Source organism: Enterocloster alcoholdehydrogenati (assembly GCF_013282095.1).
Lineage (GTDB): Bacteria > Bacillota > Clostridia > Lachnospirales > Lachnospiraceae > Enterocloster > Enterocloster alcoholdehydrogenati.
In genome coordinates, this window is record NZ_BLTJ01000010.1 from 58,416 (window position 1) to 75,225 (window position 16,810).

11 protein-coding genes are annotated in these 16,810 nt (G+C 51.2%); all 11 read right to left on the bottom strand.

Annotated elements, in window-relative coordinates; genetic code table 11:
- Positions 1-4: 4 nt before the first annotated feature.
- Positions 5-727, bottom strand: a complete 723-nt coding sequence (locus HW447_RS12315) for a carbohydrate-binding domain-containing protein (RefSeq protein WP_176255560.1) — start codon at positions 725-727, stop codon at positions 5-7.
- Positions 728-767: 40 nt separating this feature from the next.
- Positions 768-1,439, bottom strand: coding sequence for a YkgJ family cysteine cluster protein (locus HW447_RS12320; RefSeq protein ID WP_176255561.1), 672 nt, complete (start codon positions 1,437-1,439; stop codon positions 768-770).
- Between the two features lie 16 nt (positions 1,440-1,455).
- The gene (locus HW447_RS12325; protein WP_176255562.1) at positions 1,456-3,678 is read right to left on the bottom strand and encodes a DNA topoisomerase III; all 2,223 of its coding nucleotides are present in this window, start codon (positions 3,676-3,678) and stop codon (positions 1,456-1,458) included.
- Entirely contained in the window at positions 3,675-4,586 is a 912-nt protein-coding gene (locus tag HW447_RS12330) for an NAD(P)-dependent oxidoreductase (RefSeq protein WP_176255563.1), read from the bottom strand. Before HW447_RS12330 ends, HW447_RS12325 begins: the two co-directional genes overlap by 4 nt.
- 31 nt (positions 4,587-4,617) lie before the next feature.
- A complete protein-coding gene (locus HW447_RS12335; RefSeq protein WP_176255564.1) occupies positions 4,618-5,487 on the bottom strand; it encodes an aspartate dehydrogenase domain-containing protein in 870 nt (289 codons plus the stop codon).
- An 80-nt stretch (positions 5,488-5,567) separates the two neighbouring features.
- Positions 5,568-8,846: an AAA family ATPase gene (locus HW447_RS12340; RefSeq protein WP_176255565.1), complete on the bottom strand. Its 3,279-nt coding sequence runs from the start codon at positions 8,844-8,846 to the stop codon at positions 5,568-5,570.
- 3 nt (positions 8,847-8,849) lie between these two features.
- Complete coding sequence (locus tag HW447_RS12345; RefSeq protein ID WP_176255566.1) at positions 8,850-9,983, bottom strand: exonuclease SbcCD subunit D; 1,134 nt, start codon at positions 9,981-9,983, stop codon at positions 8,850-8,852.
- A gap of 1 nt (position 9,984) precedes the next feature.
- Positions 9,985-12,189 carry a GGDEF domain-containing phosphodiesterase gene (locus tag HW447_RS12350; protein ID WP_176255567.1) on the bottom strand — a complete coding sequence of 735 codons (2,205 nt, stop codon included), beginning with the start codon at positions 12,187-12,189 and terminating at the stop codon, positions 9,985-9,987.
- Positions 12,190-12,218: 29 nt separating this feature from the next.
- Positions 12,219-13,598 (bottom strand): argininosuccinate lyase, encoded by a 1,380-nt coding sequence (argH, locus tag HW447_RS12355; RefSeq protein ID WP_176255568.1) that lies wholly within the window; start codon positions 13,596-13,598, stop codon positions 12,219-12,221.
- A gap of 34 nt (positions 13,599-13,632) precedes the next feature.
- The gene (locus HW447_RS12360) at positions 13,633-16,368 is read right to left on the bottom strand and encodes a YfhO family protein (protein ID WP_243176294.1); all 2,736 of its coding nucleotides are present in this window, start codon (positions 16,366-16,368) and stop codon (positions 13,633-13,635) included.
- Positions 16,369-16,372: 4 nt separating this feature from the next.
- Positions 16,373-16,780: a GtrA family protein gene (locus HW447_RS12365; protein ID WP_243176295.1), complete on the bottom strand. Its 408-nt coding sequence runs from the start codon at positions 16,778-16,780 to the stop codon at positions 16,373-16,375.
- Positions 16,781-16,810 lie beyond the last annotated feature (30 nt).

Consider the following 16,810-nt stretch of genomic DNA (forward strand, 5'->3'; position numbering starts at 1 on the left):
TGCTTTACTCTGGAACAGCCGCTGCATTTTTAATGTCCATTTCACCGCCCTGAATATCGAGACTGCCCGAAAAATCACCGTCTCTCAGGGAATTTGTTTCTATCCCGACTCCATGTTCATCCTGAATGAAAATCGTAATCCTGCCCTGTTCCAGTTCTATGGTCTCATCCCGGATTCCCAGCTCCTTGCCTTCCAGCTCCAGGATACCGCCCTCAATACGGATGGCCGACGGATGCTCCGGATCCAGCGCTCCGCCTCCCCAGTCTGCCCCGATAGCGGCAGCTCCTCCCTGAGCCTCAAGTCTTCCTTCCCCCCGGATCGTCAGAGTTCCTTTCCCTTTTTTAAGAGCCGTACCGGCGCTTAAAAGTCGGTTTTGGGTTCCTTTTTTCAGAATGATTGTAAGGTCTCCCTCTATCTTAAGGGCCGGTGTCTCCTCCTCTGCGCTGCCTGCCTCTAAACCGTCCAGGGTCAGCGTATACTGCCCTCTGGAATTTCTTAAGACCCAGCCGTTTCCCTCTGTAACCTTACCGCTTAAGGGAACCGCCGCCTCCTCTCCTGCGATCGCTACCCGTGTCAGAGGTACCTGTGTCCTGGAGGTAGTAAGTCTAAACCGCGAGGCTGCTGACATTCCCAAAAGGGCCACTCCGGCGCAGCCAACGGTTACAAGTCCGATAAATATGACGGCCCGTACGACACGCCCGATAAACTCCTTTGGAAGTTTTTCCATTGTTTCCTCCTTTCTCCCACATTTCCGGCAGGGCGGCCTGCTAATTTCTCACAAGCGTCTGCGCCTCTGCAAACCTCTCATAAAACCGGTCATAAAAATGTTCCATACCCCCGTAAGGTTCTATATAAAACCGGTTCAGCACATAGAGGCAAAGCTTCTTGGACTGCTCCTGTCCTTCTGCTCCCAGGCTCTGTATCCGTTCTCCCAGATCCTTTGTAAAATAATGCCAGTCACTGATAAATGTCTCATAACGGGCAAGCTCCGGAATATCCAGCCATTTTCTGATCCGTACCTTGGAGCGTTTTTCTTTCCTGCACTCATGGATCTGAAGAAAATACCAGAAACTCCCATTTTCATAGATACGCCCTAAGGGAAAGAGACGGCAGAAGCCAGGGCGGAAGGAGTGAATGGAGCAGCGGCCGTTTTCATCCAGAAAGGAGCAGGACTCGCTTTCTCCCGCCATCTTCAGATGAGGGAGGATCAAGCCGTCTGCCATGGTAAGGCCCACAGCCCCCTTCATCAGTTCCTCAAAGCCGGTTTTCAGGCCCTCCGACAGGCGGCAGACATCATACGGATCCAGCAAAATGGAATCTCCCATGCCCCGACAGCAGGCAGAGCAGCCCTGACAGTCTGCGCAGCCGGCCTTTACCATGTCCTCCGAACCGTATCGTTTTCCATCGGAAATCTCGGCCAGATCTATCCTTCGTTCCATCGTTTTTCTCTCCTTTTTATGAATCTACCCTGATTCCGGCTAACGCAGCCGCAAACGCATTATTTAACGGTTCTTTTTCCTCTTTTTTCTGCTGGTTCATATAGTTTGCCACGTCCCGCCTTGAAACGCCGGCTCCCTCTTTCTTTCTGCGATCCTTAAAAGCGGCCAGCTTTTCCTTATGTCCGCAGCTGCACACAAAAATCTGTCCGTCGCCTTTGCCGCGCAGTTCCATTTTCTTATGGCAGACCGGACAGCGGGCATTGGAAGTTCTGGAAATAGTCTCCCGGTGGCCACAGTCTCTGTCCTGGCATACCAGCATCTGGCTGTTTTTCCCCTTTACAAGGAGCATCCTCTTTCCGCAGTCCGGGCATTTCGTATTTGTCAGGTTGTCATGGCGGAACTGGCCTTCTCCAGTTTTGATCTGGTCCAGCAGTTCCTTACAGTAGCCCCGGATTTCCTTCATAAAATCATCCCGCCTCAGACTTCCCTTTGCAATCCTTGAAAGCTTCATTTCCCAGTCGGCTGTCAGTTCCGGCTTTTTCAGATCCTCCGGCACCAGTTCCAGAAGCTGCTTCGCCTTAGAGGTCAGGAAAATGTCTTTCCCTCTCTTTTCCAGCAAAAAACTGGAAAATAATTTTTCAATGATATCGGCCCTGGTGGCTACGGTGCCGAGGCCTCCCATCTCGCCCAGCGCCTTTGCCATGGCCTTATCTTTTGATTCCATGTAAGCCACAGGATTTTCCATGGCAGAGAGAAGGGTTGCTTCATTAAACGGAGCCGGAGGCTTTGTCTTTCCCTCTGTCATTGTAAGGGTTACAGGCCCTATATCTGCGCCTTCTGTCAAGTCAGGCAGGCTCTGGGCAGCCGGTATTTCCTCCTCTCCACTTTTGCCTTCTTCCTCATCCCAGTCCCGATTTGACGCAGTCATCTGCCCCTCATAGGCCATTCTCCAGCCTGACGAAACAACTATATTGGCATGAGCCGTAAAGCGTTCTCCCCCGATCTGAACCGTAACAGCCGTCTGCTCGTATTCACAGGGCGGATAGAGGACAGCCAGGAAGCGGCGCACCACCAGATCATAGATACGGCGTTCATCTACTGTCATATGGTCCAGCTGGACGAACTGTTCCGTAGGAATAATCGCATGGTGGTCGGAAACCCTGGCATTATCTACAAAAAACAGCTTTCCTGGCAATGGACGGCTGATCAGCCCCCCGGCTGCCTGACGGTAAGGCCCCACGGAGCAGGCCTTTAACCGCTCTTTGATGGTGGGAACAATATCCTGGCTTAAATACCGGGAATCGGTTCTTGGATAGGTTAAGACCTTGTGATTTTCATACAGACGCTGCATGATGTTTAGCGTCTCTTTGGCGGTATAATCATACCTTTTATTGGCATCTCTCTGAAGCTCTGTCAGGTCATAAAGCAGCGGCGGCTGGGTCTTTTTCGGCGTGCGCTTTACCTGAGATACAACGGCAGGCTTATTTTCAAGGGTTCTTATAAGTCCTTCCATCCGGGCTTTATCAAAGGAACAGAAACTGGATGAATTCTTATCCTGCCAGTTTAACGCAAGCCCTGCTGCTCTGGCCCTGATGCCATAATAGGGCTTTGGCACAAAGGAACGGATCTGGGCTTCTCTTGCGGCAATCATCGCCAGTGTAGGGGTCTGAACCCGGCCGCAGGAGAGCTGGGCGTTGTATTTGCAGGTAAGCGCCCTGGTGCTGTTGATCCCTACCAGCCAGTCTGCCTCTGCACGGCAAAGGGCGGCATCTCTTAAAGCCTCATATTCCTTTCCGTCCTTTAACGAAGCAAAACCTTCCCGGATGGCCCTATCCGTCACAGAGGAGATCCAGAGACGCTTTACGGGTCTGCTATTGCCTGCTTTTTTTAAGATCAGCCTGGCTACCAGCTCCCCCTCTCTCCCTGCGTCCGTGGCTATGATCACCTGGGAGATGTCTTTTCTGTGAAGCTGCGCCTTTACTGCCTGATACTGCTTTCCCGTCTGCCTGATAACCTCCAGCTTAAATGGATCCGGGATCATGGGCAGATCCTCCAGCTTCCACTCCTTATACCGAGGATCATAACTTTCCGGGTCGGCCAGCTCAACCAGATGGCCCAGTCCCCAGGTTACCACATAGGAATCTCCTTCTATGGCTCCGTTTATATTTTTTCCGCATTTTAATACCCGTGCAATGTCCCGTGCAACGGACGGTTTTTCCGCGATTACCAGTGATTTCATGCTTTTTTCTCTGCCTCACCTAAAAATATCTCAATATTGTCCAGCACCTTTTTGCTTAAAAGGCCAAAGGCCTGTCTGGTCCTTCCCGCAGACACATTGGGGCAGATCACATGGGAACGGTCCCTTAAAATCCCCTCTGTATCTCCCAGAGCCCCTTCTGTATCACAAATAAAATAACCTCCCCCGGCGCTGAGCCAGTCTGCCAGAGCCGGCACCTCATGGGCCGGGCCAATAGAGGTGTTAAAGAGGAGCTTTCCCTTTCCAAACGCCTTAAACTCCTCCCCGCCAAGAAGAATCACATTCTTATTCAGGCAGGCAAACACAGCCTGGCTTTCAGACAACAGTTCCTTTAAGGGACGGTATATAAAGCCTTCTGCCTCCTTTTGGGGCTTGCGGGTACGGCTGAAATAGGAGACCTCAGCCCCCATAAACTGTAATGCCTCCCCAATCATGGTTCCCGATACGCCAAGGCCGATGATTCCCGCCTTAAGTCCGGTGATCTCTGTGGGAAGATCGTAAAGCAGGGGCCGGTCAAAGCCGTGAAGGAAACGCACCAGCTCGCTTAAAACAAATTCCACCACGCCCCGGTCGCCGTAGTCGCGGATTCCCATAACCCGGATTCCCTGTTCTCTGGCACAGGCTATATCCACATTGGCGCTTTCCTCGGAATAAAGGCTGCAGCACATCCCGATATAGCGGATCGACGGGCATTTTTCCAGCACGCTGCGTCCCAGCCTTGTAGTGTAGCTTACAAGCACTGCATCCGAGTCCCCGATCCGGCGGATAATCTCCTGCTCATCTGCCGGGATATCTCTGTATAAGGTCACTTCTTTTGCATACGTATTCAGTTTTTCCTCCGCCCAGTCCTCCAGGCTCACAGGTTCAATGGCTGTTAATTTACGAAACATCTTCTTTTCCTTTCACATCTTTCTGCTGATCTTAAAATACCACCGGCGACAGAATATTTCTTAGAACCGCAACGCTGCTCCAGCCTGCAATGGCGCTGGTGCGGGAGTAGATGTCTACCACTGCCTCCACCTCGTCCGTTCCCCCGATCTTTGCGGTGATTCTGTGGTCATCTCCTGCCATTCCCGGAACGCTGGCAATCTCTACCGTGGTCTCATCAGGGCCGGCAGTGGCAAGAGCGGAAGCGACGGCTACGTTTACCTTTGTTGGAAGAAGGGAAATGGCCTCCTTTGCGTTGCCCGAAAAGGCTTTTGCCTCCTGTGTATCTGTCATAAAATGCTCTTTAAATACAGGCGTATTGCACAGAGAGGCCGGGCCCTTTCTGGTGGAAATGCCTGCTGTCAGAAAGCCGGACAGAGAATCCGCGGTAATTGCCCCCTCAGAGTCATCCGCACCTGCTTTCTTTTTCTGCGCCAGGGCCATGAGCGATACCGTGCGCAGCACATCAAAGCCTCCTACGGCTCCAGAGGCCAGATAGATCCTCGTACCGTTATCCGCAGCCCATCTCTTTGCGTTCTCATAAAATCCCCTGTCTGCAAATGCCCCAATAGAAAGGACCACCAGACTTGCCCCGGAGCAGAGAATCCTTTTTCCATAATCTCTGACCGCGGCGACGGAAGCGGCTTCTGCCACATAATCCGGCTTTGCCTCTAAAAGTTCTTCTATGGAAGCACAAGCCCTGCATCCGGCTGCTTCGGCCAGCCTCCTTGTCTTTTCCTCTGTCCGTCCCAGGATACCGGTCATCTCATAGCCCTCTAAAAGTCCCATTCCATAGGCCTCTGTTATAATCCCGGCCAGATAGCCGTTTCCTAAGATTGCAAGTTTCTTTTTTGTCTGTTTCATATGTTATTTCCCCCATTTTCTATGATTGATCCGTTCCCCATGGCTCAAAACCGGGGATACGCATTTTTATGCGGCGGCGCTTAATCGCCGATCACCTGCACGGTGCTTCCTACACCTTCCCTGCTGCGGTTCTTTGTCACCACGATTCTGCGGCTGATCCGGGCTTTCAGTTCGGACACATGAGAAATGATCCCCACCATCCGCCGCCCCTCTGCCAGGCTGTGAAGGGCTTTCATGGCCTGGTTTAAGGATTCTTCATCCAGAGAGCCGAACCCTTCGTCTACGAACATGGCATCCAGGCGAATCCCTCCCGCATTTGACTGAATCTCGTCAGACAGGCCCAAAGCCAGGGATAAGGAGGCCTCGAAGGACTCTCCTCCTGACAGTGTTTTCACACTGCGCTCTGTACCATTATAATGGTCAATTACATTTAATTCCAGTCCTGCCTTCTCTTTCTTATTCTCCCCTGCCTCCTGACGTTTTAATTCATACTGACCGCTGCTCATGGTCATAAGACGGAGATTCGCCCTGCGCAGGATCCGGTCAAAATAGGCCATCTGCACATAGGTCTCAAATTCAATCTTAGGCTTTCCGCTTAAGGTTCCTCCTGCCGTATCCGCCAGCGCTTTCATCCAGACGTATTCCTCCTCCGCAGCCGCCATCCTGGCCTGACGGCCCCGAACGGCCTCAAAGATCCTCCGGTTATTCTCAGCAGCTGCATACTGGCTGCTTCGCTTCGATAAAAGAGCCTCCTTTTGTTCCTTTAAAAAGGCCCTGCGGGCGAGCGCATCCTCCTGGGAATATTCGCCCGCTTCTTCCAGCTGATCTTTTAATGTGGCAATCGCTGACTGCAGGGCGGTAAAGCCTGTTTCACAGGCCTTTGCCTCTTTTTCTGCCTGTTCCCTTGCCCTGGTCAAAGCCTGCGCCTGGCTCCGCCAGGACTCGATCCTTTCCAGCAGTTTTTTCCCGTCTCCCTCTCCCAGCTTTTCTCTGAGAGAAGCAGCCTGCGCTTTCACAGAAGAAAGCTCTGCCCCCAAAGCGGCTGTTTCCACTGCCAGACGTCCACTTTCATCGGTAAGACCTGCTAATTCCTGCTCCTTTTGCAAAATAGCCGTCTTAAGGAGTGTACATTCATCCAGCCGTTTCTGACAGAAGCTTATTCTCCTCTCCAGTTCCTCCAGCTGTTTGTCCCATCTCTCAATTGCCTGGCTCAGCTGGTTCCACAGCACCTCAGGTGCAGGCGGATCCCCGGCATCCTCAGAGGCGAAATCCTCTAAAGACTCCGTCTCGTTTATCTCTCTCAGTTCTTCCCAAAGCCTCAGGAATGTTTCTCTCTTCCGGCTCTTTATGACCTCCAGTCTGCGCAGGCCTTTTTGTACCTGCTCCCGGCACTGGTTCAAATGAAATTCCTGAGCCTCCTGTTCTCCAGTCAGTTTCTTTCTGAGGCTGATTTTCGCCTGAATCTCTCCTATTTCCCGCACCAGCGCCACAAGCCGCCCTGAAATCTCTTCTTCGGCCCGTTTTTCATCTGAAAGCGCTCCAGGATCCTCTGCCGCTCCAGTGTTGATCCCCTTCCACACCTGTTCCTTTAAGGCACTGCAGTCCTCAGCTCCGTGACCGGCATCGGCGCAAAGCTGCCTTACCATACCTTCCAGCGCTGCAAGCTCTGCCTTCTTTTCATCCAGCTCCCCCTTTTTTGGAGCCGCCTGTGGAAGGCTGGCCAGTCTGGGGTGGTGAAGGGAACCGCAGACCGGACACATTTCCCCGGCTTTCAGGTGTCTGGCCAAAAGACCTGCCTGGGCGTCAAAAAAGAGCTTCTCCATCTGATCATACTCCTGGCGAATGAGGTGTTTCTTTGCGTATGCCTGGCGGTACTGTTCCTGAATCCTGGCCGTTTCTTCGGCTCTCTTCTTCCACCGCCGTCTCACCTGCTCCAGTTCTTTCAGCCTTTTTTCCTCTTCCGACTGCTTAACCAGGCGGGCATCCAGTTCCATAAGACCGGCGATCTGTTCCTTTCGGTCTGCCAGCGCCCTCTCCTGTTCCTTTAACGCCCATTCCCCGGCCTTTGCCGCGTCCTCTTCCTTCTTTTCCTCCTCTGAAAGCTGTTTTAAAAGCTGCATATGATGCAGAAGTTCCTTTTTCTTTGACAGCCTCCGCTCTTTTTCAAAGTTCAGTTTCTCGCCTTCGGCCTCTGTCCCTAAAAGCTCCTCCCGGCGCTTTCTGTACGCAGTCAGCTGCTGATCCAGAGACGCGGCCCTTTCCCTGCACCTCAGGCTCCGTCCGGTCAGCCCGGTCAGCAGTGTTTCCTTTTTTCGGGCCGTTTCTTCTAAGCGCGCCAGTTCCTCAAACTGCTCCGCCTGCTCCATTCCCCTTCGGATCTGCTGATCCAGCAGACCGCAGACAGAGGCCGCCGCCTCTGCCTCCTTAAGGTTTCTGCGTTTCGCTTCAAGTACAGGAACCAGCTCATCCTGCGCCCTGCTGCGGTCAGAAAGCTCCTCTGCCAGACGCTTTGCCTGTCTGGCTTTTCCCAACAGCTGATCCTCCTGCTGGATACTGGTTTCAATTTCTCCCAGCTGCCTGTCAAATTCCTTAAGGCGCTCCTGATCCGTTTCTAAAAGGCCGCTCAAAAGCTCGATCCCCCGAACGGCTTTCCCATCGAAATGCTCTTTTTTTAACGCTGCAAATTCCGTTTGTGTTTCTGGGGCATAGTCGCAGCGCACTCCGTCCAGATACTGGCTGATGCTGCGGCGCAGCTCGTCATAATCCTTCCAGCGCTCCTTCATGGCTCCCTTCAGCCGGTTCTCAAACTCCTGGTACAGCCCTGTATGGAAGATCCGGCGAAAAATCTCCGCCCGCTCTGCTGTTCCTGCCAGAAGAAGCTTCTGGAAATCTCCCTGGGCGATCATGGCAATCTGAGTAAACTGGCGGTAATCCAGTCCCAAAAGCTCCGTCACCGCCTTTGTTACCTCTTTCATTTTAGTCACCGGGGGCCGGCCGTCAAAAAATGTCAGCTGGGCATCGCTTTTCTGAAGGGTATAGCCAGTTCCCCGCCCCTTGGGACGCAGATACTCCGGGCTGCGCCTGACCTGGTACTCTTTTCCATGGCTTGAAAAGGTCAGTTCCACAAAGGTAGGCTCCTGTTCCCCGGCATATTTGCTGCGGAGCATCCCCGCTTCCCGAACCTCGCCGCTGGCTTCCCCATACAGCGCAAAGGTAATGGCATCGAAAATGGTAGTCTTTCCCGCCCCTGTATCCCCGGTAATGAGAAAAAGTCCCTGTTCTCCCAACTGTCCAAAATCTATTTCCGTTTTCCCCGCGTAAGGCCCGAAGGCACTTATGATCAGTTTTTCTGGCTTCATCCTCTATTCCTTCATCTCTTCGATCATTTTCCTGATAAATGCTTCCTGTATGGCACTCATGGGCTGATTATTCTGCTTTTCGTAGAACTCCGAAAACAGTTCAAGCTCCGATTTTTTCTCAATCTCCCCGGTTTCTTCCAGGCCGGTGTTTCCCCTGGTTCTGCAATTGTCGTATTCAAGACGCATAATATTGGGATAAATGGTTCTTAGCTTCTGCAGTCCGTCAGGCACATCCTCCTCATCCGTCAGTGTAACCTGAATATAGTCCTCACAGTTGGTTCCCTCATAAAAGGAGCGGTCTGTTACCTCCATATATGTGCCCTTTATCCTTCTCATATCGCGAAGCGGCTTAAGGGGCAGCGTACGGATCTGAACGTTTCCTTTTTCTTCCAGTTCCACCACTGTAAGGGATTTCTCCTGAGCCGCTTCGGAAAAGGAATATTTTAAAGGCGTACCGCAGTAACGCACCTGGGGACGCCCCACGCTCTGAGGACTGTGGATATGCCCCAGGGCCACATAATCAAAAACATCAAATACACTGGCGTCCACGTTATCCAGTCCGCCCACGGTTACTTCCTCTGATTCGCAGCACATGGCCCCGGTAACAAACTGATGAGCCAGCAGAACATTTCTCTCCTCCCTAAAAATCTCCATATGGCGCACCACAGCCTCAAGAGCCGTCTGATAGTCGGTGATGCTCTCTGCCTCCTCTGAGAGAGCATGGCGCACTGCAGAAGGCCTTATAAAAGGAAGCAGGTGGATCGTAACCGGCCCATGCGCATCCTCAAAGCCGATTTTTTCCACCTGCCCCTCATAAGCCTGAGACAGGAAAATACCCCTGGCATTCATCAGTCTGGCTCCAAAGGCCAGGCGTTCTGCGGAATCGTGATTCCCGCTTACAATGCATACCGGGTATTTCCTTTCTGCAAGCTCTGTTAAAAACCAGTCCAACAGCAAAACCGCCTCCCCGGAGGGAACGGGCTTATCATAGATATCTCCAGCAAGGAGCACCCCGTCGGGGCGCTCCCTGTCTGCCAGTGTTAAAATCTGACCTAATATGTATCTCTGATCCTCTGCCATGGAAAACTCATTAACCCGCTTTCCAAGATGCAGATCCGAAAGATGAAACAGTTTCATATTAACAACCTCGATTCTCCTGTCTCCATATCTCAAATTCACCTACGGGAAGAGGTCTGGAATAGACATAACCCTGAATCAGATCGCAGCCCATATTTTTAAGCATTTCCACCTGCTCCTGATCCTCGATGCCTTCAGCCACCACATCCATTTCCAGATTATGGGCCATCTGGATGATACTGACCACAATCTTTTTCGATTTATCATTTTCATTTACAAAGAAGCTGCGATCCATCTTTAAGGCGTCCACCGCAAACTCCTTTAACATGGATAAGGATGAATAGGCAAAGCCAAAATCATCCAGAGCTACCCGCAGTCCGCAGGAACGGAAACCGTCCAGGATCGCTTTTACAAACGGCACCTGGTTCTCTTCCAGAAACATAGTCTCCGTCAGCTCCATCTCGATGATCCCCTCCGGGATGTGGTACTGATCCAGGATCTTTTTGTACTTTTTCCAGATGTCGCTTCCCGCTTCTCTCAGATGAAAGCGGGATATATTGACCGATATCCTGGAAACGGTCTTTTTTTCCCGGATCCATCTGTCTTCCAGGCGGCATACCTCCTCAAACATATACAGATCAAGCTTACAGATCTTTCCATTCTTCTCAAATAAGGGGATAAATTCTGACGGATAGATCATGCCCTCCTGTGGATGAACCCACCGCACCAGAGCCTCTGCCTCGCATGGCCTGTTTCCTGACGGCGATACTTTGGGCTGGAGGTAAATCTGAAAATCATGGTTTCGCAAAGACGCCTCAAACAGGGCGTTAAGGCGTTCTTCCCGATCCAGGAGCTTTGCTATGGTTTCATCATAAAAGTGGCAGACATTGCCCGGCCCTCCCAGCTTGCTGGCATGGATGGCCTTACTCATGGCCGTGGAAATACAGCCGGCCATATCCATCCGGCAGACCCCTATGGCAAATGTGATGGAGTAGTCCTTAAATTTCTGTCTGATATGCTGATTGATATGATCAATCATATCATGTACCCGACGGCGTATCACCTCATCCTCCGCCTCATTTAAAAGGAGAAAGAAATGATCCATACTGCTGCGGCTTACAAGCTCCTGCCTGTTCGTCCCTTCCACAAACATCTTATACACAAACTGCAGGGTCCGGTTGCCGTCCTCTTCTCCCCAGCTCTCATTGATGCAGCGAAACCCCATAATATTTAAATATACCACCGCCCAGGAGCAGGGATTTCCTCCTTCTACGGCTGTTTTCCCATTTTGGATAAACCCTTCCCGGCTCCACCCTCCTGTCAGAGGCTCGGTAACGGATACAGTTTCCCACCGGCGATTTTCCTGCACCAGGTGCCAGATCAGAAACATGAATAAAATCAGGATAAAAACGATAATTGCCGCATACACCGTCATATGCTGCCGGATCTGCATCAGAAGAAAATCCGAGGGGATAATCGCCATCTGAGCCCAGTCCGTATCCTTCACAGCACAGACAGAGACCAGTACAGACTCTTGGCTGGGAAGAAGCTTCTGATAAACCGCATCCTTTGCGCCGTCTTTCTTCCACTGCTCCAGAAACTCCTTAAGCATCTGGTCGTCTATGGGAAATACGGCTCTCTCATCCGAAATCAGCCGCTCTCCTGTGCTGACATCCATCAAAACGCTGCAGCCCTGATTCTGATAGTCTGCCCGCAGCACAAGGGATCTTATGTCCGCATAATCCTGTATGCCGAACACCACCCTGTCCGCACCGCCCGTCAAAGGAACAGGGGCGGAAAATACGATGCTCTGATCTGCTACATATGATACTTCAGGCGTTTCCCACAGCACCGGCGTCTCCTTTGCCCATGCTTCCAGATAAGCGGGGCACTCCTCCTCGGGGAAGCTGCTGCCGTCTTTTGACAGCACCTCCAGGCTGTTTAAACCCATGGCAGCTGCCTTTCTGTGTATCAGGTCCCTGGTAAGCAGACGCCCTGGCATCCTGCTTAAGGTGTCTGCAAAATCAATTACAAATTCCCTGCCTGCCTTCATACGGGAGGAAATCTGTCCGGCCACCTGATGGTTATTCTCGGCCACATACCGCTCCACCACCTGAGTCATCATCCGTTCAAAGGATACTGTGTTTCCAAGGCCCACGACCAGGCCCAACATGGCCAGGAGAATGATCCCTGCCGCAAACTGGTAGCTCTTTCTTCTCTTAGCTTCCATGCTTCCAAGTACCCCCCCCCCCCGTTTTTTGTCCATAACATTCATCCTCTGTGCAAGCTATTTTCTTACTTTTTAAGTAATTTTCTGTAAGTTTCGATCACTTTCCTCATCATATCAGGGCCGGGAGCGCCGATGGTCATGCGCTTTTCCACACAGGTTTTCATACTGATGGCCTCATAAATATCTTCCTCAAACACAGGGCTGATCTTCTGGTATTCCTCCAGAGAAAGATCATCCAGAGCAATGCCCTTCTGGATGCACAAAAGAACCAGCTGGCCTACAATACCGTGAGCGTCACGGAAGGGGACGCCGTGATTTACCAGATAATCCGCGGCATCGGTAGCGTTGGTAAATCCATTCTTTGCGCTGGCTTCCATTACGTCCCTGCGAAACGTCATAGTGGAAATCATGCCTGTAAACAGGGCAAGACAGCCCTTTACTGTATCAATGGCGTCAAAGGTCAGCTCCTTATCCTCCTGCATATCCTTATTGTAGGCCAGAGGGATTCCCTTCATAGTAGTTAAAAGAGACACCAGCGCCCCATAGACACGACCGCACTTGCCCCGGATCAATTCTGCGATATCAGGGTTTTTCTTCTGGGGCATGATGCTGCTGCCTGTACTGTAGGAGTCGTCAATCTCCACAAACCGGTACTCATTGGTGTTCCAGATAATAATTTCCTCACAAAACCGGCTTAAATGCATGGAAATGGTAGACAGGGCGCTTAAAAGTTCAATGAGATAGTCCCGGTCTGACACGGAATCCATGGAGTTTAAGGTAGGACCGTCAAACCCCAATAGTTCTGCCGTATACGTCCGGTCCAGAGGATAAGTGGTGCCTGCCAGAGCGCCGGAGCCCAGCGGGCAATAGTTCATTCTCTTTCGGATATCCGCCAGGCGGGAGCGGTCTCTTAAAAACATTTCAAAGTAAGCTCCCATGTGATGAGCCAGGGTAATGGGCTGGGCCTTCTGCAGATGGGTAAATCCCGGCATAAAGGTCTCTGTATTGGCCTCCATGATCACAAGCAGTTCCTCTAAGAGCGCCTTTACCAGCCCGTCAATCTCATCTATTTCATCTCTCGTATACAGTTTCATATCAAGAGCCACCTGATCGTTGCGGCTGCGGCCGGTGTGAAGGCGCTTTCCCGCCTCTCCGATCCTCTCCGTGAGAGTACCTTCTACAAATGAATGGATATCCTCATAACCGGAATCAGCAGAAACCGTCAGTTTTTTGCTGTCCAGATCCTCAAGGATGCCTTCAAGCCCCTTTATCACACAGTCCCGGTCCTCCTCAGAGAGGATGCCCTGCTTTGCCAGCATCTTTACATGGGCAATGCTGCCTCTGATATCCTGGCGGTAAAATTTCTGGTCAAAAGAAAGAGATTCGTTAAAATTGTGTACAAGCTGATCTGTCTCCTTGGTAAAACGTCCGCCCCAAAGCTTCATAATGGTAGTCTCCTTTTCGTGTGTGGTTTTTGTTTTAGAAATGCCGTTTTCTCTTTTTGTCCCGGATACGGCAGACGCACGCTGACACGGCCGCTGCCGCCAGGCTGATACCAGTGATGGCTGCGCCCTGTTTCAGGCCCTGAGGCTCAAAGGACAGCCGGATCTTGTGTTCGCCCGGCGCCAGATCCACGGCTAAAAATGCCTCAAATACAGGCCGGGTCTGAACCTGTCTGCCGTCTACCCATACCTTCCATCCCTTATCAAAGGGGATGCTTGTAAACATAGTCCCGCCTTCGGGGGAATCAATGCTTCCTGCCAGACCGGTATCGGTCCAGCTGGTAAGCTCTAAGGGGGACTGGTTTAAGCGGTCATAGACCTGGTTTAAGCCCTCTGGATCAAAGCGCCAGATTTCCGCCTGCATGGCAGGCTTTCCCTCATCCTCCGCCTGAAGAATCACCTCCTGATCCTGTAATACATAGCCCAGTTCCAGAAAATACCCGCGGTCCACATTGTCGAAGGTAAGGCTGTGTTCTCCTATCATAGCGGAGACCTTTTCCACCTTTTTATTCGTAACATAGACGTAGTAGTCTCCGGAATCGTCCGCAGTAAAGGTGAGTTTCTTTCCATCTGACACTCCCTCTACGGGAATGAGCATATCCCTCACTCCCAGCACCGATGACAGATCATTTTGAACCTCTGCCGGATTGCCGGAATCAAGGATCCAGTTATCCTCCACATCGTTCGGCAGGATAAAGCCCACAGGCAGCGTGTATTTATTTTCATACAGCCACATAGAGCCGTGACGGCCGATCTGTTCCTTCATCCCGTCTGCCGGCTGCTGGTCGGGATAAATACCGTACCGTGTGGCAAAAAGAGCGTCAACAAAGGGGGTGCTTCCCTTTACGCTGTAAGCATTGGTAGAGCTTTCGCAGCCCACGATCTTAAAAAAATCCGACATGGCAGCGCTGGCTACAGAGGAAAAGAGGGAAGCGGACGGGAAATTCATCCAGGCCCCGTCATTTTTTGTACGGCTGTCTCCCTTTTCTATCCGGTAAAAAACAGACGAACGGATGCTGTCCGCCAGGGCTTTTGTGTCCTCATTATCCTTTACATAGGCCGTGCGGCTGGTGGTGGGAATACTGGTCACCGCCATGTTGACGGCCGCCTCTGTGGATACCAGGGTCAGCACCGCCAAAAGCAGCACATCCCGATTCCATTTGCCCTTCTGGTACAGGTAAATACAGCCTGTATACAAAGCCAAAAGCAGCAGTGCTGCATAGAATACGGAAAAATGGAACTGCTCTGTATTATCCACCAGTTTCTCCGCCAGAATCACAAAGGCGGCTGCCCCCCAGAATGCAAAGAGAATATGCTTCCATGGGGTATTCTTTAACTCCAGGCTGACCTTGTAGCTCATAAGAAGTACCAGGGCAATATAGATAAAGGACTGACGGCAGGGAAGGCTGTTTGGATAATGAAAGCCATGCCAGATAAAATTTAACACATTGACGGAAAAACTGGCGTAGAAAAAGAGCAGCATACCAAAATATACCGCTTTTTCCCTCATCCGAATCTTCCGGCTTCCCAGATAGAGAAGAAGGAACATAAGAACGGCCACACCGCAGTAAATATTAGGCCAGTGATCCAGCCCGATCTCTGTCTGGACGTTCCCGATATGGCGGGCAAGCATATCGAAAATGGAAAAATAGGAGCTTATGGTCTTTGGAAAGTCAAAGTCACCGGAAGCCGTGGCCTTAAGAGCATAGATCTCCGGCAGAAGCACTACAGCCGCAAGCCCTCCTGCCAGAAGGGAATAAAGAGTAAACCGTCCTGCCGTTCCTGCCAGCTCTCTCCCGCTCTTTGGAGGATCCAGGATTACGAGAGCCAGCACGTAAATCACCATAAAAATACAGATCATTATGGAAATATAGTAGTTGGAAAGGATGGAAACCCCCAGTGCAATGCAGTAGAGCAGTCCCTTTTTCTCCTTTACCAGCCGTTCCAGCCCAAGAAGGATCACCGGAAATAAAAGAATACAGTCCAGCCACATAATATTCCAGCTGTAGGCCGCCATATAGCCGCTTAAGGCATAAAAAATACCAAAGAAACAGGAGCCAAAGGTCTTTGTCCCTGTATGCTTCTGGATATACCAGGTAAAGGATAGGCCTGATAAACCTGTCTTTATGACAATGAGAATGGTCATAAATTCAATGAGAAACTGCTTGGGGCTAAGAATCACCAGCCAGTTGACGGGGCTTGCCAGATAGTAGGCATACAGAGCTGAGAAATTGACGCCCATACCGATATCCCAGCTGTAGAGCAGGCTCCCTTGGCTTGTCAGCTTGTGCTGAAACTCCGAAAAGAAGGGGGCATATTGATGGTACATATCCGTTCTGAGAAAACATTCTTCACCAAAGGGAAAGATCCCTCTCTGCGCAAATATCACCACCAGAACAAGTACAGGGATGAAAAAAGCGGCTGTCAGGCTGTCGCCGGGGCGCAGGATGGCAAAATCCCGACGTTTTTTTTGCCCGCCCTCAGACGAAACGGCCGTCTCTGTAAACACCTCATCCTCATCCCATGCCTCGTCTTCCATTCCCTGTTCAATTCTGTCTGCTTCATTTATCTCTTCTGTCGTGCTGATCCAGTCTCTTTCCCTCATAGGCTCCTCTTTTGCATCCCCGGCTTCCTGTCTCTGATCCGGTTCCTGAACGAGCTCCAATACTGCGTCAAGCTCCCGTTCTACCTGCGCTATCTCATCAATTCTCACAAGTTCACCCTTCCTCTGGTCTCTTTTTAAAGATCCACAGCTTGCTGAACACATAATTTGCCGCCATGTTAATAACGGAGGACAACAGCTTGCAAAACATCTCATATATGAACCCTCGGTCTCCTCCCCATGCCACCATGACGATCATAAGAAACCAAACGGCTGCGCCGGAAATACCTCTGGCCGCCACAAATGAACCAATCTCCTTTGCAAGATAGGCCGGCCTGAAATTATAATTGCAAAATACCACCAGTTTATTCACCACATAGGCAAAAAGCACGGCTGCTGCCCAGGAAAGGGCCTGGGAAACTCCCACCCCCATCTCCAGACGCCGAAATACGGCATAGGAGACAAAGTCTACCGCTGTGGTCAGGATACCGCAGATCAGATAGCTGACGGTTTCATAATTCACACATTTTTTCCATATTGTCCTAAACACGGT